The sequence below is a fragment of the Intrasporangium mesophilum genome, assembly GCF_054783095.1.
On sequence record NZ_BAAGRF010000003.1, the window covers coordinates 406,425 to 421,431 of the forward strand.

Sequence of the window (15,007 nt, forward strand, 5' to 3'; positions counted from 1 at the left end):
ACTGCGTGGTGTCACTGCGTGGTGTCACTGCGTGGTGTCACTGCGTGGTGTCACTGCGTGGTGTCACTGCGTGGTGTCACTGCGTGGTGTCACTGCGTGGTGTCACTGCGTGGTGTCAAAGAGTGGTGTCATTGCGTGGTGACCGCACACGCTGGCCCACGTGCTCAAGGGATGCTCGATGTCGGTGAGGGGAACGAGATCTACTGGGAAGAGTGGGGATCGCGGGCCGGTGTCCCGGCTGTGTATCTTCACGGTGGTCCTGGTGGTGGCCTGCGTACGAGCCTGTACCGCACGCACTTCGATCTCGACCAGACCCGGTTGGTCGGCTTTGAACAACGGGGATGCGGTCGCTCGACCCCACACGCCTCAGGCCCGTCGGTGTCCCTGTCTGCCAACACGACCGACCACCTCGTCAGCGACATCGAGCACCTTCGCGAGCACCTCGGCATCAGCTCATGGATCGTCAACGGCGCGTCGTGGGGGTCCACCCTGGCGCTGGCCTATGCGCAGGCACATCCAGACCGTGTGCTCGGCATCGTCCTGTTCGCCGTCACCACGACGAGCCGACGTGAGGTGGACTGGATCACCGAGGGTGTCGGCAGCGTGTTTCCAGAGGCCTGGGACCGTTTCGCCGCTCACGCCGAGAACGCCGGCGTCGGGTACCGCCGCGGTCAGGGCCGGCTGGTCGAGGCGTATGCGCACCTGATGGAATCGGCAGACCCTGCGGTCCGTGAGGCTGCGTCACAGGAGTGGGCCCTCTGGGAAGACACCCATATCTCGATCGGCACGGGAGGTTTCCGGCGCGACCCGAGGTGGGACGACGCGCGTTTCCGGCACGCGTTCGTGCGCCTCACGGCGCACTACTGGTCGCACGACGGGTTCTGCAGTCCGCCGATCCCAGACGGGATGGAACGCCTCCGGGACATTCCGGGCGTGCTGGTGCAGGGTCGACGGGACATCTCATCCCCGACGGTGACTGCGTGGGAGCTGCACCGACGCTGGCCGGGGTCGACGCTCATCGTCGATGAAGGGGACGGGCATGGCGGCACCTCGATGTCACAGCGCTGGCGCGAGGCGAACGACCAGGTTCTGGTTCGCCTGCGCCAGTGACCTGCAGTCACCGGCGCGGCATCGCGGATACAATTGAGCCAGGCCCGGCATGAGCACGCACGGCCCTCCAGAGCCGCGACGCACCTGAGGATCCAGCCGCGGGGCACCCGGCCGGGCGGCAGAGGTCGGAGGTACACGATGAGTGACACCGACCTGCTGCGCGAGCTGCACGAGGCGTATGTCTGGGAAGTCAACGCCGCCGTCGGTGAGGATCGCATGGACCTCGTCTGGCAGCTGGCGGACGAGTACACCGACCGGGCCATTGCGCTGATCACCGCGATGGGGTCGCCCGGGTGCGGCCGACCTGACTGCGCCATCTGCGAACGGCCCGCCTCGTTGCACGCCGTTCCCGTCCGCCACAGGTCCTGGTGGGCCCGCCGCCGCCACACGCCCTGAGGCCAGTTTCCCGACCCAGGCCCCTTGGACGACGAGGACGACCTCGCGACCCGTTAGGGAGTATGCCGGCGCGAGGGCCCGCGCGCGCCTGCCCTGGGGGTTGACGCTGAGCCGTCGAGAAGTACCGTTGTCTTATGACACTAGATAAGCCGATCAGCGGGCGAGGAGTTGAGTCGGCACCGGCGCGGTCGCCGATCGAGTTCCGGCTTGACCCGGCGTCCGGCGTGCCGACCTACCTCCAGCTCGTGCGTCAGGTAGAGGACGCGCTGCTCGTCGGCTATCTGAGGCGGGGAGACCAGCTGCCGAAGGTCCGGGAAGTCGTCGCTGACCTCGCCATCAACCCGAACACGGTGCTCAAGGCCTACCGAGAGCTCGAGCACAAAGGCCTGACCTCGGGTCGTCCCGGTCAGGGCACCTTCATCGAGGGCGACGGGACCACGGCGACGCTTCCCGAGCTGGCCGGGTTGCGTCGGCGGTTGCTCCGTTGGCTCGAGGAGGCTGAGGCAGCGGGGCTCGACGAGAGCCGCGTCGTTGCGCTGTTCAGCACGACGCTGCGGGATTTCGCTGAGCGCCGGCGGACAAGCGACGCCGGCGGCCCGCAGTCGGGTCCGGACCAGGTCAGAGGCGGTGTCGCGTGAGCATCATCGAGGCGCGAGGGCTGAGCAAGCGATATGGCCGCACCTCGGCTCTCCGAGACTGCACCCTCGCGATCCCGGAGGGCCACCTCGCAGCCCTGGTAGGTCCCAACGGCGCCGGCAAGACCACCCTCCTGCTCATCGCAGTCGGCCTGGTGGCCCCGACCAGCGGCGAGGTCAGCGTTCTCGACGGGGTCCCGGCGGGTTCGCCTGCCGCACTCAACGGCATCGCGTTCGTCGCCCAGGACATGCCGCTGTACGCCCACCTGTCTGTCGCGGACATGGTGCACCTGACTCGCAACCTGAACCGCGGGTTCGACCTCGCTTTCGCCCGCCGCCGGCTGCGTGAGCTCGAGATCTCGGATCACACCCGCACGGGCAGACTGTCCGGCGGGCAGCAGGCTCAGCTGGCGCTGACGCTCGCACTTGCGCGCCATCCGCGGCTCCTGGTCATGGACGAGCCGACCGCGCGGCTCGATCCGATCGCCCGCCACGACTTCATGGCGACCGTGATGGGTGCGATGGCCGAGGACGGCGTGTCGGTCCTGCTCTCCTCGCATGTCCTGGCCGAGCTCGAGCGTGTCGCCGACTACCTGGTCCTGATCACCCACGGACTCGTCCGGCTCGACGGACCCGTCGACGACCTGTGCGACCGGCACCGGCTCATGACGGGACCAGCGGGGAAGCCACCCGACCCGAGCTGGGAGGTCATCGAGTCGAGTGTGGCCGGCGCACAGCAGCATCTGCTCGTGGGCCTCGACCCGGCGTTCGATCCCGAGCCGGTCGGCTGGCAGGCCCGCGCGGTCGGGGTGGAGGAGCTCGCGATGGCCTACCTGCGTGATGCACCGTCGGCGCCTGCTCTCGCAGCCGTGGGGGCCGAGCCATGACCGCCCTGACGGTGACTCCGGCATCCGCCGTTCGTCCCGTGCCGTGGCGTCGCCTCGGGTGGGTCGCCTGGCGGCGGTATCGCGCCACGGTCGCCGGGGCCGTTGTGGTGCTGGGTGCTGTGGCGCTGTACCTCGTGATTCGCGGCGAGCAGATGAGGAGTGCGTACGACGCAGCAGTGGCGTGCCGGCCCCAGGGATCTGCGGCATGCCACTTCGCCTGGGACACCTTCCAGGACACCTACGGCAGCCCTGGGTTCATCGACGGAATGCTCGTGTTCCTGCCGGGCGTCCTTGGGGCCTTCGTCGGCGCGCCCCTGCTCGCACGAGAGCTCGAGACCGGCACCTTCCGGTTCGCCTGGACGCAGGGGGCGGGGCCGATCCGCTGGCTGCTGGCTGTCGTCATCCCCGGCGCTGTCGGCGTCGCCATCGTGGGCGCGGTATACGGAGCCCTCGTCTCCTGGTACGACGTCCCGTTGATCGGCGCCGGCGACCTGCAGCGGCTGCATCCCATCGTGTTCGGGATCACCGGTGTCGCCGCGGTCGGATGGCCCCTGCTGGCGTACTCCATCGGCGTGCTCGCGGGGCTGCTCACGAGGCGCGTCGTGCCGGCCCTGGTCGCCTCCCTGGCCGTCTGGACCGGACTCGTCTTCCTCGCCGCCGAGCTGCGCAAGTATCACTACCTCGCACCCCTCGACACGGCCCAGCCACGAGTGTCCAGCGGCGACCAGGTGCTGGGGACCTGGTGGACCCGGGGAGGCGCCCGGGTCAGCGACGCGCAGGTGAACCAGGTCCTGCAGTCCCTTGGCTTCCAGACGAGCAACGCGGGCGGCGATGTCGCTGCCAAGCCCGGCGGTGACCCGACCGACCCGTTCCACTACCTGGTCCAGCACGGCTACACCCAGTGGACCACCTACCAACCCGACAGCCGCTACTGGACCTTCCAGGCCATGGAGGTCACCTGGCTGGCCCTCGTGTCCCTCGTGCTGCTTGCGGCGACCGTGTGGCTCGTGCGCCGACGTACCTGACGCGCACCCGCACTGAGGGCACTGTCGGCGCACCCGGCATACCCGCCCGCGAGCCGTCCGGCCGTGACGGCAGCAGCGTCACGTGCGAACCACGATGACCGGCGTCTCGGCGTAGTGGATGACCGCGCGGCTGACCGATCCGAGCAGCAGGCGCTTGAAGCCCCCGAGCCCCCGGGTCCCGACGACGAGGAGGCCCGCGTGCTCGGCCGCGTCGAGCAGTCCGACGACGGGATGCGCCTCGACGACCCTGGTCTGAACGGTGACGTCCGGGAAGGACTCCTGAACCGCCGCCGCAGTCGAGTCGACCGACTCGCGAGCCGCACTCTCGTAGAAGGCGATCTCGTCGGGCTCTGCGGCGACACCACCAGCGGAGCCCGCCCACCCGGTCAGGCTCGGCAGCTGCCACGCCCGGACGACCAGCAACGGAGCACCCCAACGGGAGGCGATCTCAGCGGCCCGGAGTGCGGCCCGCAGGGCCGCCTGGCTTCCGTCGGCGCCGACGACCACGGGGCGGTCGGGCCCGGGCAGGACCAGATCGCCGGGTGGCACGACGGCGACGTCGCAGTTCGAGTGTGCCGCGACAGCGAACGCGACCGAGCCCGTGATGTACTCACGCGCCTTGCCTCGTTCGGGGTGCCCGACGACGACCAGGGATGCCTCGTGCGACTCGTCCACCAAGGCACCAGCAGGCTGTCCCCAGATGGTCACCGTCGCGACTCGCGCGTCGTCGAGAACCTTCTCTGCACGCCGCCGCCCCTCGGCCACAACCCCGCTCGCGGACGCGGACGGGTCTCGGGGCGGCACAGCGAGGACGCCGGCGCCCGCGAACGGGAGGTCCACATAGACCCTCGCCGTCACCACGCGCAGCCCGACACCGCGGCGGTCGGCTTCCTGAGCCGCCCAGTCCACCGCACACTCAGCACCAGGGCTCCCATCGAAGCCCACGACGATGTCCGTTGCCGCCTTCATGATCGTCCTTTCTCCTTGTGCTCCAACCCTTTCGCGCGCCGTGGTGCCCGGGCAGGGACCAAGGTCCCGGCGGGGGACTCGTCGGCGACGACGTGAACGTGGCAGCCCGCCATGGCGCGGCAGTAGTCCGCGACGTGGCCCATCACGTCGGACTTGTTCACGTGGTCCTCGCCGACCACGAGGGCAAGCGCCCCCCGGCTGCGGTCGACGAGGAGCCGTCCAGGATCTCCACACGGATACTCGAAGGTCACCCTGACCCGAGGCTGGCCGCGAAGGGCGTCCAGCGCAGCAGCGAGGACGCCGTCCTCGAGCTCGGCCCGACGCGCGGGGGTGGTTCCTTCGGGGATCACCTGCACGAACCGGACCTGCGCGGCGAGCTCTCGTGCGAGCCGAACCGTCGTCGTGGCAACGGCGCTCGCGCATTCGTCGTTGACCAGGCCGCCGACTACCTCTCGAGTGCCCGGGTCGCGTCGGAGAGCACGAGGTCGGGGTCGGGGGCCGGTCATGAGCCCAAGGATGACCTGCCATACGGCTGGCGCCCTGGGCCGATGGTCCCGTCACGGCCGCGCTGTGATGTTCGTCGGTTCACCTTCGCTCTTCACCGCCGCGGACTGCGGCCGGGCTAGGCTCCTGATGTGGGCGTGGGCGAACCGTTGGCAGCCGAAGGACGTCGGTCGGACGGCTCGGTCGCGAGCGTCGAGGATCCGACGTCCAAGCGCACGGACCCGGCGGGCGCCGAGCTCCGTGGGCACGCGCAGCTCGAAGCCCTCCTCGACGCCGTCACAGCGGTCAGCGCCGATCTGGAGCTGTCCGAGGTGCTGGGCCGCATCGTGCGTACGTCCTGCGCGCTGGTCAATGCTCGCTACGGGGCCCTGGGTGTCCTTTCCCCGGACGGGGAGCACCTTGTCGAGTTCGTCACCCACGGGGTCAGCGCCGAGGAGAGAGAGCTCATCGGCGACCCACCGCGGGGCCATGGGGTCCTGGGCCTGCTGATCAGCGACCCGCGGCCGCGGCGGCTGGCGGACATCACCGCTCACCCCGACTCGTATGGGTTCCCGCCGCACCATCCGCACATGACGAGCTTTCTCGGCACGCCGATCCTGATCCGGAACGAGGTCTTCGGCAATCTGTACCTCGCCGAGCGCCAGGGCGGACATGGGTTCACGGCGGCCGACGAGTCGATCCTCGTGGCTCTGGCTGCGGCGGCTGGTGTGGCCATCGAGAACGCCCGCCTCTACGAGCGGGCCCAACGACAGCGGCGGTGGGCGGAGGCCACCGGCACCCTGACCCAGTCGCTGCTCGAAGGCGACGACGAGGATCGAGCGCTCCGTCTCATGGTCGAGCTGGTGTGCGGCCTCACCGGAAGCGCGATGTGCGCCGTGGCGCTGCGCGATGAAGCCGGCTACGTATCGGTCCGGGCCACGCACCTCGCCGCCGGAGAGCCGGCCGGGCCGCGCGAGCGACCGGACGACTGGCCGATGCTCGACGGACAGCACTGGGCCGAGGTGTTCGGCGCCAGCCAGGATCTGCTCCTGCTGCCCGGCCCTGACACCCGCGGGTCGAGCGCTGTCGTTTCAGCCGTGGCGTCCATCGCTGGTCTCGATGCCGCGGGTCCGGTGGCGATCGTGCCCATCCCGGTCGGGGTGGGGGACATCGGGTTCCTTCTGCTCGCCTGGTCTCCGGAGAAGGCCGAGGCCGAGGCGGCCAGCGATGCCATGGCAGACCTGGCGGCGTTCGCGCAGCAGGCGGGGCTCGCGCTCACGGCCGCGAGGGCACAGCATGATCGGGCGCTCGTCGCGATGCTGGAAGACCGTGACCGGATCGCCCGCGACATGCATGACCATGTCATCCAGCGTCTCTTCGCGACCGGCTTGTCCCTCCAGTCTGCCGGCAGGCTTGCCGTCCATCCCCTGGTCCAGCAGCGCCTGGACGAGGCTGTCGACAGCCTGGACGATGCGATCAAGGACATTCGTTCGACCATCTTCGACCTGCACGCCAACGCCGGTGCTCCCGTCGATCCCGTGGACATCGAGGGGATCGTGAGGTCGTATGCGGACAGCCTGGGGTTCGAGCCACGCCTGGAGCTCACTGGCGACGTGACCGCGCTGGAAGAGTCGCTCCAGGACGACGTGGCGGCCGTGATCCGGGAGGGGCTCTCGAACATGTCCCGTCATGCTCGAGCGGGCACGGGCTGCGTGAGGCTCACGTGCGGGCCGACGGTGCTGATCGAGATCATCGACGACGGCGTCGGGATCGGGGCAGGGGGGCGCAGCAGCGGGCTCGCCAACCTCGAGCGCCGCGCGACGTCGCGCTCGGGATCTTTCACCGTCGCGGCAGCCTTGCCAACGGGAACGCGACTCACCTGGTCAGTGCCGGTTCGGACGCGCTCGGGACGTTCGGCCCTATGACCGGTCGGCGTCCGTGTGCAGGATCGACAGTGGTGACGTGCCCGGTCCCCGGCGCGCCCTCGAAGTCCCCAAGGAGTGGCCCCACGTGACCATCAAGGTTTTCCTGCTGGACGACCACGAGATCGTCCGCCGTGGCCTGCGCGAGCTGTTGGAGAGCACACCCGGCTTCGAGATCGTGGGGGAGTCCGGACTCGCTCGCGAGGCGGAACGGCGAGTGCCGGCACTCCGACCCGATGTGGCCGTCCTCGATGCCCGGCTGCCTGACGGATCCGGCATCGACGCGTGTCGAAGCATCCGGTCGGTCGACCCTGACATCAAGGCCCTGATCCTCACGTCGTACGACGAGGAGAGCGCCCTCGCAGCCGCGGTGCTGGCCGGCGCGTCGGGCTTCCTGCTGAAGGACATCAAGGGCAACGGGCTCGTGGACGCGATCCAGCGGGTGGCCGCCGGAGAGAACCTGCTGGACGGCGAACGCGTCCGCGTGCTGCGGAAGAGATGGACGAGCCGCGACGACACCCCCGATCCGCGGCTACGCCACCTGAGCCCTCAGGAGCGCAGGATCCTCGACCATGTCGCGGCGGGTCTGACGAACCGGCAGATCGGGGAGGCGCTGTCGCTGTCGGAGAAGACGGTGAAGAACTACGTCACCTCGGTGCTGGCGAAGCTCGGAATGGAGAGCAGGACCCAGGCAGCCGTGTATGCCGTGACGCACGAGCCTGCGCATCGCACGGACGAGGGGTGAGCCGTCCACGCCGCCTGCAGGTGTGAGCGGGCGGCTGGACGCACTGTCAGCCCAGCAGGACGCGCTCGCCCACGCGCGGGACCACGACCGCACAGTCGATGCTGTGTCTGATGCGCTCGGCCAGTGCGGCACTGGCCGCCGGCTCGCCATGCACGACGTACACGGACTCGGGTGGCTCGCGCATGGCCTCGAGCCACGACACCAGCTCGCCGGCATCCGCGTGGACGGAGAAGGTGTCGTCGACCACGACCTCGGCACGAACGCGCACATACCTGCCGAGCAGCTTGACCTCGCGGGCACCGTCCTGAAGGGCTCGCCCGCGCGTGCCGACGGCTTGGTACCCGGTGAGGACGACGCTGTTGCGAGGGTGCGGCAACAGGCTGGCGAGATGGTGCAGCACTCGGCCTCCGGTCGCCATGCCGGAAGCCGAGACGATGATGCAGGGCCTGCCCGGGTTGTTGAGCCGCTGCGACTCCTGCGCGGTGCGGGACTCGTTCAGGCCGTGCATCGTGGTGAGCTCGAGAAGAGCCTCGGGGCGCATCTCGTCGCTCAGATCGGGGCGGCGATAGACGTCCAGCGCGGACAAGGCCATCGGGCTGTCCACGTACACCGGCACATCCGGGATGGACCCACGGCGCCGCAGTCTCCCGATGGCGAGCAGCACCAGCTCGGTGCGGTCCACGGCGAAAGCCGGGATGACCACGGACCCGCCCCGGCCGATCGTGCGTCTGATGGTCTCGCCGAGCCGATCATGGTCGTCGGCGGGACGCGACGGATGAGCTGCGTCGCCATACGTGGACTCGATGACGACGATGCGCGCGGAAGGCGGGTCGCTCCTGGGGAGCAGGAGCGGGTGATGCGGACGTCCCAGGTCCCCTGAGAACAGCACGCTGGTGCCGTTGAGCTCGAGCAGGACCGACGCGGATCCGAGCACATGCCCGGCTCGGTGCACGGTGAGGGTCGCGCCTGACTCCAGAGCGACCCGCTCCCCGTAGCCGATCGTTCGGATCAGCTCTGATGTCCGCACTGCGTCGCTGACGGTGTAGAGCGGCAGCGGGGGGTCGTGCCGCGAGTACCCGGCGGCAGCGGCATACGTCGCCTCTTCCTCCTGCAGGTGCGCGCTGTCGCGCAGGACGATGTCGCACAACGCGGCGGTCCCGGGGGTGGCCCACACCGGGCCGCCGTATCCCTGACGCACGAGTCGGGGCAGGTACCCACAGTGGTCGAGGTGGGCGTGCGTGAGCACGACGTCGGCGATCGACGTGGGGGAGACGGCCAACGGCTCCCAGTTGAGCCGGCGCCACTTCCGCTCACCCTGGTACAGCCCACAGTCGACCAGGACCCGGGCGCTTCCGTGCTCGAGCAGGAACTTGCTCCCGGTCACGGTGCCGGCAGCCCCGAGGAAGGTCAGTGCGGCATTCATCTGCGTGCACACCCGCCGGCTCGACAAGCACCCATACGGCAACCGTGACGTGATGTCTGCGGCACTGACAGGGACCTTCGACCCTGCTGCGCTGGTCCGGCCTCGACGAGGATCGAGCCGACGGGACGCGCCCGGGTGACCGAAGGGACCACGACCATGAGCACCGCAGAGCTGGCCGACAGCGCACGCGACCACACCGGCCTCGTCGTCCTCGGACTGGATGAATGCCTCGCGAGACTGGCCTCCGCGCCGATCGGGCGGGTGGCCTTCCGGCTCGACGGTGCGATCAGCGTCCTACCTGTCGCACACGTCGTGGACGGCGTCGACGTCTGCTTCCGAACGGCCGGCGCCTCCAAGATCCAGGCGGCGCTCGACCGGGACGAGGTCGCGTTCGAGGCCGACGGCTACGACGTCGCCGAGCGCTCGGGCTGGAGCGTGCTCATGCAAGGGCCGGCGGTCGAGGTCACCAGCGAGCCGGAGATCCGCGCCCTCGAAGGCCGTGCGGACGCGCCGTGGATCGACTTCCCGGACGAGGGCACCGTGTGGATTCGAGTGAGGGCGGAGAGCATCAGCGGTCGCGAGCTGCCCACGCGGAGCTGAGCCCGTCGGACGCTCGGCGGGACGTCCCTCGGGGTCGGTTCCGCCGGGCTTCATTCTGCGTGCGTGAGCTCGAAAACCCTTGTGTGGCAACGCGTTCTGTCGTCGAGGTCACACCCAGCATGTCTGTTACGTCACTGCGTCAGACATACCCCCAGAGGTATGTTCGATACATGACCACAACAACGAAGTCACTCGTGGTCCTGGGAGCGGGCACGGCCGGCACCATGGTCGTGAACAGGCTGCGGCAGCGCCTCCCGGCCAGCGAGTGGGAGATCACGGTCGTCGACCGTGACGACATCCACGACTACCAACCCGGCTACCTCTTCCTTCCCTTCGGCCTGCTCCCTCCTGAGAAGGTGCGTCGGTCGCGGCATCCGCTGATCCGGGACGGCGTCAACCTGCTGTTCGGCGAGGTCGACCGGGTCGAACCCGAGGCTCGCACCGTCGCACTCGTCGACGGCCGCCGGCTGCCTTACGACTATCTGGTCATCGCCACCGGCACGACACCTCGACCGGACCAGACGACCGGCATGCTCGGCGACGAGTGGCATCGCTCGGTGGGGGAGTTCTACACGTACGAGGGTGCAATGGCGCTCCGACGTCAGCTCGCAGCATTCTCCGGTGGCCGGCTCGTCGTGCACATCACCGAGCTGCCCCTGAAGTGCCCCGTTGCTCCCTTGGAGTTCACGTTTCTCGCCGACGACTATCTGCGTCGTCGCGGACTACGCGAGAGCACCGAGCTCGTCTTCGTGACTCCGCTGGACGGAGCGTTCACCAAGCCGGTGGCGAGCCAGGAGCTGGGGCACCTGCTCTCAGAGCGGGGCGTGCGCGTCGAGAGCGACTTCATGGTCGAGCGCATCGACCAGGGCCACAGGCTGCTCATCTCCTACGACGAACGAGAGGTGCCCTTTGACCTCCTGGTCACCGTCCCCCTCAACATGGGCGCCGAGTTCATCGCGCGATCAGGGCTCGGTGACGAACTCAACTATGTGCCGGTCGACAGGCACACATCGCAGTCCGCGGCATACCCGACGATCTTCGCTCTGGGCGACGCAGCCAACCTGCCGACCTCGAAGGCCGGCTCGGTCGCGCACTTCTCCGTCGAGATCTTCGTCGAGAACTTCATGGAGCTGGTCGCTGGGCGGCCGATGAGCCACGCGTTCGACGGCCACGCCAACTGCTTCGTCGAGTCGGGCCGCGGGAAGGCGCTGCTCCTCGACTTCAACTACGACACGGAGCCACTCACCGGCACCTTCCCCCTGCCGGTGGTGGGCCCGATGACGCTGCTCAAGGAGAGCCGGTCGAACCACCTGGGCAAGCTCGCCTTCCGGCACCTGTACTGGCACGTCCTGCTTCCGGGCCGCCCGATGGGACTGCCCGCCCACATGTCCATGGCGGGGAAGGTGCCCGCCGCCTGACGCAGGAAGGAGCGTCAAACCATGACAACCACGATGATCGCCGGCCACCAGGTCGACGTGAACGACGAGGGCTTCCTCACCAGAGCCGACCAGTGGAGTGACGAGCTGGGGGAGGAGCTGGCCCGCCTGATCGGGATCACCATGACGGACGAGCACTGGAAGCTCGTCCGGTTCCTACGAGACGACTACGCCACCCAAGGAGAGACCGCCACCCTGCGCCGGGCCAGCACCCAGACCGGAGTCCCGGTCAAGACCCTCTTCACCCTGTTCCCGGGCAAGCCGGCCAAGAAGATGGCCTACGTCGCCGGCCTGCCCAAACCGAAGGGATGTGTGTGATGACCACCGCTACCGCCACGCCTGTCGTGCCTGACTTCGACAGCCCGACCTCTGCAGACCGCAAGCTCGCGATCATCTGCAGCAAGGGCAACCTCGACATGGCATATCCCGGCCTGATCCTCGCCAACGCGGCCCTGGGTGAGGGCATCGAGACGCACCTGTTCTTCACGTTCTGGGGTTTCGACATCATCAACAAGAAGACGAGCGGCGAGCTCAAGTTCACGCCCCTCGGCAACACGGCGACTCACATGCCACAAGGCCTGGGCGGCATCCCCGGGATGACTCACCTGGCGACATCCCAGATGAAGAAGTCGATCGCCGAGCTCGACGTGCCGGTGGTGCCCGAGTTCCTCGACCAGATCGTGGCCTCGGGCGGCCACCTCTGGGGATGCCGAATGTCGGCGGACATGCAGCACCTTGGCGCGGACGACCTGCGCGACGACGTCGAGGGCATCATCTCTGCCTCGGACTTCATGGAGCTCACCGAGGGCGCCCAGCTGCTGTTCATCTGACAGGCACCACGTGTTGACGTGGTGAGGGGACCAGTCGCCCCTGACACGCCAGCGGACAGACCCGGCTCGAGCTCGTCCGACGGCACCCGAGCCGACACCACCCCAGCCGACACCACCCCAGCCGACAGCACCTCAGCCGGCCCACTGCCGGCCCACCGCCGGACATGCGCGCTGTTGCTAGAACGGCGGCTCATCACGGCCTGCGGGATCCGGAGGCCTGGGCTCTCCTTGAGGTCCCGGCCGCTGGCCGTTGCATGGTTCGCACGAGTGTGGGTCGGCTGCGCGGTGGTGTTCGAGCCAGTCTTTGGGGTGGGTGGTGTAGGTCCGTCCGGCGGCGGTGGTCCAGGTGAGGGTGCCGATGTCGGGGTCGCGATCCGTGGTCCAGAGGCCGGTGGTGCGGATCCGGTGGTGCTGGCGGTGGGTGGCGGACAGGTTGTCGGTCGAGGTCGGCCCGAGTGGGGCCGGGATGTCGTGGTCGAGGTCGCAGCGGTGGGCCGGGACCGTGCACCCGGGGCCGCGGCAGTGGCCGTCGACGGCTCGGACGTGGCGGACGATCTCGGCGGTGGGGCGGTAGCCGGGGTGGGTCAGCCGGATGGCGTGGCCGGTGGGGGCGTCGGCGTAGAGGGTGTGCCAGATCGAGCCGGGTGTGGTGATGATCTGGCGGGCGTGGGCGGCGCTGACCCAGCCGTGGCCGGGCAGCTCACACGGCTGGTCGTCCAGGCCGGCGGCGGTGCTGAACGGGACGATGATCCAGACCGTGGCCGGCGGCCGTCGCCAGAACCCGGCGCCTGACCCGCCATCCTCCGCCTCGACACCGCCCGCCACAGCGGCCGCGTCGTCCACGGCATCGCCGCCCGCGTCACTGTCCACATTGCCCGGGACGGCGCCGACCATGTCGTCGCGCGCGTCGCGGTGCCCTGCCGGCGGTGCTGCTCCTGGCGGTGCCGTTCCTGGCGGTGCCGTTCCCGGCGGTGCCGTTCCCGGCGGTGCCGTTCCCGGCGGTGCCGTTCCCGGCGGTGCCGTTCCCGGCGGTGCCGTTCCCGGCGGTGTGGACCATCCGTTGGTGGACGTGCTCGACGTGCCCGACGTGCCCGACGTGCCCGACGTGCCCGACGTGCTCGACGGGGTGGTCGTGCTCGACCTGCTGGACGGGGTGGTCTGTGGCGCGGTGGTGTCGGGTGTGCCGGCGAACATGGCTGCGCCGGTGAGGAAGTCGGCGCGCAGCTGGTCCAGGGTGCGGGGGTCGCCGCCGGCGCGGGCACCGCGGGCGGCGGTGTCGGCTCGGTCGATGGCGGCCACGATCTTCTCGGCGTCGTTGGTGACCGTCAGGGTGCCGGTGCCGTCGTCGTGGACCTGCGCGAAGGCGCCGATCCGGTCGCGGGCCCGCCGCCGCAGCGCCGCGTGGTCGGTGTCGGCGGCGATCACGGCCCGGCGCAGCCGTTGGCGGAACAGCCCGCCGGCGAGGCCGGTGCCGTCTCGGGTCGGGGCCAGCACGGCGCGGGCCACGGTGTCGGCGTGCTGGTCGTCGAGGTGGCGGGTGGCGTGCACGACCTGGGTGGCGCGGGCCATCGTGGTGCGGCCCAGGGCGACCTGCTCGCGCAGGAACCCGGCCCGGGACGCCGGGGCGATCGCCAGGTCCAGCCGCAGCGCGACGTCGGACTCGCCCAGCCCGGTGGCCGCGACGACTTCCATGACGACGGCCTCGTGCACGGTCAGCGGAGTCCGGTCGGGCCAGGTCTGGGCGTGCCGGGCGTCCAGCTCGGCCGTGAATGTGGCGTGCATGCGAGCGAGCGCGTCGAGCTGACGCGCGTCGGCCACGGCCTTCGCATGCTCGGTGAGCTCGAACGCGGCCAGCTCACCCGCCACCGCCGCCGCGAACGTCTCCGGCTCGTCCGTAGGCCCGAGGTCGTCCGGGACGTCCAGGTCGCGGCACTCGTCCATCAGCTGAGCCAGCGTCTGGTCGGCCCACGCCGCCGCCGAGCGCCGGCGCGCGTCCGGGGTGGTCAGCCCGGCCCCACGCATGACGAACTCGTGTCTGAACCGGGTCAGCAGGTCGTAGGTGAACGGTGGCATGCGCCCCTCCTTCCGCACCACCATTCGAACACGTGTTCGATTCAGAGGCAACCCGCTCACGGCAGCTGTGGATGACGTTCCCATCGGTCAACGTCGCGCATCGGTGATCGCCGCCAGCTGCACGCCGGTGCTGCCCGGGCGATCCTGACCATTCGTGCTGAAGGGCGGCGGTCCGCGTGGGCCTCACACCACGCGCAGGAGGTTGACGACCTTCGTCACGCCGGGCACGGACCACGCGACATGGCAGGCCTGGTTCGACTCGGCCCAGGACTTCACCGTGCCCGTCAGGGTGATCTCGGTGCCCCTCGACCCGACTTCGATGGTGTTGGCGTCGAGGTGGGCGTGGCGCGCCAGGGCCTTTCGGACCTGTGACGCGGCCTCGACGCATCCGGTCGAGCTCAGCTCCTCGGCGACAGGTGCCCCGAGGTCGTCATAAAGGGTCTGACTCATACCTCCAGGCTCGGCGTCGGCCA

16 protein-coding genes are annotated in these 15,007 nt (G+C 69.6%); 11 read left to right on the top strand and 5 right to left on the bottom strand.

From position 1 onward, the window contains the following. The first annotated feature begins 171 nt into the window (after positions 1-171). The 5 genes from ACYVLP_RS03275 (at position 172) to ACYVLP_RS03295 (ending at position 4,053) form a co-directional block, all read left to right on the top strand. The gene (locus ACYVLP_RS03275; RefSeq protein WP_460625933.1) at positions 172-1,110 is read left to right on the top strand and encodes an alpha/beta fold hydrolase; all 939 of its coding nucleotides are present in this window, start codon (positions 172-174) and stop codon (positions 1,108-1,110) included. A gap of 138 nt (positions 1,111-1,248) precedes the next feature. Beyond that, positions 1,249-1,506, top strand: coding sequence for a hypothetical protein (locus ACYVLP_RS03280; protein WP_460625891.1), 258 nt, complete (start codon positions 1,249-1,251; stop codon positions 1,504-1,506). A gap of 134 nt (positions 1,507-1,640) precedes the next feature. Then, positions 1,641-2,144: a GntR family transcriptional regulator gene (locus ACYVLP_RS03285; RefSeq protein ID WP_460625892.1), complete on the top strand. Its 504-nt coding sequence runs from the start codon at positions 1,641-1,643 to the stop codon at positions 2,142-2,144. Further along, positions 2,141-3,028 (top strand): ABC transporter ATP-binding protein, encoded by an 888-nt coding sequence (locus tag ACYVLP_RS03290; RefSeq protein ID WP_460625893.1) that lies wholly within the window; start codon positions 2,141-2,143, stop codon positions 3,026-3,028. The genes ACYVLP_RS03285 and ACYVLP_RS03290 overlap by 4 nt, the downstream gene beginning before the upstream one ends. After that, positions 3,025-4,053, top strand: coding sequence for an ABC transporter permease subunit (locus tag ACYVLP_RS03295; protein WP_460625894.1), 1,029 nt, complete (start codon positions 3,025-3,027; stop codon positions 4,051-4,053). The genes ACYVLP_RS03290 and ACYVLP_RS03295 overlap by 4 nt, the downstream gene beginning before the upstream one ends. Before the next feature lie 78 nt (positions 4,054-4,131). Here the strand turns inward: ACYVLP_RS03295 and ACYVLP_RS03300 are convergent, their stop codons facing one another. Both ACYVLP_RS03300 and ACYVLP_RS03305 read right to left on the bottom strand, forming a co-directional pair. Continuing rightward, a complete protein-coding gene (locus ACYVLP_RS03300; protein ID WP_460625895.1) occupies positions 4,132-5,022 on the bottom strand; it encodes a universal stress protein in 891 nt (296 codons plus the stop codon). Further along, positions 5,019-5,528, bottom strand: coding sequence for a hypothetical protein (locus ACYVLP_RS03305; protein ID WP_460625896.1), 510 nt, complete (start codon positions 5,526-5,528; stop codon positions 5,019-5,021). Before ACYVLP_RS03305 ends, ACYVLP_RS03300 begins: the two co-directional genes overlap by 4 nt. A 129-nt stretch (positions 5,529-5,657) precedes the next feature. Between ACYVLP_RS03305 and ACYVLP_RS03310 the strand changes: the two genes are divergently transcribed. Next, positions 5,658-7,430, top strand: coding sequence for a GAF domain-containing sensor histidine kinase (locus ACYVLP_RS03310; RefSeq protein WP_460625897.1), 1,773 nt, complete (start codon positions 5,658-5,660; stop codon positions 7,428-7,430). 85 nt (positions 7,431-7,515) lie between these two features. Beyond that, positions 7,516-8,172, top strand: coding sequence for a response regulator (locus ACYVLP_RS03315; protein ID WP_460625898.1), 657 nt, complete (start codon positions 7,516-7,518; stop codon positions 8,170-8,172). 46 nt (positions 8,173-8,218) lie between these two features. On the opposite strand, the gene ACYVLP_RS03320 is transcribed toward ACYVLP_RS03315, so the two are convergent. Then, complete coding sequence (locus ACYVLP_RS03320) at positions 8,219-9,595, bottom strand: MBL fold metallo-hydrolase RNA specificity domain-containing protein (RefSeq protein ID WP_460625899.1); 1,377 nt, start codon at positions 9,593-9,595, stop codon at positions 8,219-8,221. A 156-nt stretch (positions 9,596-9,751) separates the two neighbouring features. Here ACYVLP_RS03320 and ACYVLP_RS03325 point away from each other — a divergent pair, with 156 nt between their 5' ends. The 4 genes from ACYVLP_RS03325 (at position 9,752) to ACYVLP_RS03340 (ending at position 12,461) form a co-directional block, all read left to right on the top strand. Next, on the top strand, positions 9,752-10,195 hold the full coding sequence (locus ACYVLP_RS03325; protein WP_460625900.1) for a pyridoxamine 5'-phosphate oxidase family protein: 444 nt from the start codon (positions 9,752-9,754) through the stop codon (positions 10,193-10,195). Positions 10,196-10,365: 170 nt separating this feature from the next. Beyond that, a complete protein-coding gene (sqr, locus tag ACYVLP_RS03330; RefSeq protein ID WP_460625901.1) occupies positions 10,366-11,613 on the top strand; it encodes a type III sulfide quinone reductase, selenoprotein subtype in 1,248 nt (415 codons plus the stop codon). A 21-nt stretch (positions 11,614-11,634) separates the two neighbouring features. Beyond that, a complete protein-coding gene (locus ACYVLP_RS03335; protein WP_460625902.1) occupies positions 11,635-11,949 on the top strand; it encodes a TusE/DsrC/DsvC family sulfur relay protein in 315 nt (104 codons plus the stop codon). Then, positions 11,949-12,461, top strand: coding sequence for a DsrE/DsrF/DrsH-like family protein (locus ACYVLP_RS03340; RefSeq protein ID WP_460625903.1), 513 nt, complete (start codon positions 11,949-11,951; stop codon positions 12,459-12,461). Before ACYVLP_RS03335 ends, ACYVLP_RS03340 begins: the two co-directional genes overlap by 1 nt. A 177-nt stretch (positions 12,462-12,638) precedes the next feature. Here ACYVLP_RS03340 and ACYVLP_RS03345 read toward each other — a convergent pair whose 3' ends face one another. Both ACYVLP_RS03345 and ACYVLP_RS03350 read right to left on the bottom strand, forming a co-directional pair. Next, positions 12,639-14,534, bottom strand: a complete 1,896-nt coding sequence (locus tag ACYVLP_RS03345) for a hypothetical protein (RefSeq protein WP_460625904.1) — start codon at positions 14,532-14,534, stop codon at positions 12,639-12,641. A 183-nt stretch (positions 14,535-14,717) separates the two neighbouring features. Continuing rightward, positions 14,718-14,984, bottom strand: coding sequence for a BON domain-containing protein (locus ACYVLP_RS03350; RefSeq protein ID WP_460625905.1), 267 nt, complete (start codon positions 14,982-14,984; stop codon positions 14,718-14,720). Between the last annotated feature and the right edge of the window lie 23 nt (positions 14,985-15,007).

Excerpts from the sequence above, each read along its gene's own strand:
- ACYVLP_RS03295 (WP_460625894.1), top strand. The coding sequence starts at position 3,025 with ATGACCGCCCTGACGGTGACTCCGGCATCCGCCGTTCGTCCCGTGCCG.
- sqr (WP_460625901.1), top strand. The coding sequence starts at position 10,366 with ATGACCACAACAACGAAGTCACTCGTGGTCCTGGGAGCGGGCACGGCC.
- ACYVLP_RS03305 (WP_460625896.1), bottom strand. The coding sequence starts at position 5,528 with ATGACCGGCCCCCGACCCCGACCTCGTGCTCTCCGACGCGACCCGGGC.
- ACYVLP_RS03325 (WP_460625900.1), top strand. The coding sequence starts at position 9,752 with ATGAGCACCGCAGAGCTGGCCGACAGCGCACGCGACCACACCGGCCTC.
- ACYVLP_RS03335 (WP_460625902.1), top strand. The coding sequence starts at position 11,635 with ATGACAACCACGATGATCGCCGGCCACCAGGTCGACGTGAACGACGAG.
- ACYVLP_RS03350 (WP_460625905.1), bottom strand. The coding sequence starts at position 14,984 with ATGAGTCAGACCCTTTATGACGACCTCGGGGCACCTGTCGCCGAGGAG.
- ACYVLP_RS03345 (WP_460625904.1), bottom strand. The coding sequence starts at position 14,534 with ATGCCACCGTTCACCTACGACCTGCTGACCCGGTTCAGACACGAGTTC.
- ACYVLP_RS03300 (WP_460625895.1), bottom strand. The coding sequence starts at position 5,022 with ATGAAGGCGGCAACGGACATCGTCGTGGGCTTCGATGGGAGCCCTGGT.
- ACYVLP_RS03340 (WP_460625903.1), top strand. The coding sequence starts at position 11,949 with ATGACCACCGCTACCGCCACGCCTGTCGTGCCTGACTTCGACAGCCCG.
- ACYVLP_RS03320 (WP_460625899.1), bottom strand. The coding sequence starts at position 9,595 with ATGAATGCCGCACTGACCTTCCTCGGGGCTGCCGGCACCGTGACCGGG.
- ACYVLP_RS03285 (WP_460625892.1), top strand. The coding sequence starts at position 1,641 with ATGACACTAGATAAGCCGATCAGCGGGCGAGGAGTTGAGTCGGCACCG.
- ACYVLP_RS03275 (WP_460625933.1), top strand. The coding sequence starts at position 172 with ATGCTCGATGTCGGTGAGGGGAACGAGATCTACTGGGAAGAGTGGGGA.
- ACYVLP_RS03280 (WP_460625891.1), top strand. The coding sequence starts at position 1,249 with ATGAGTGACACCGACCTGCTGCGCGAGCTGCACGAGGCGTATGTCTGG.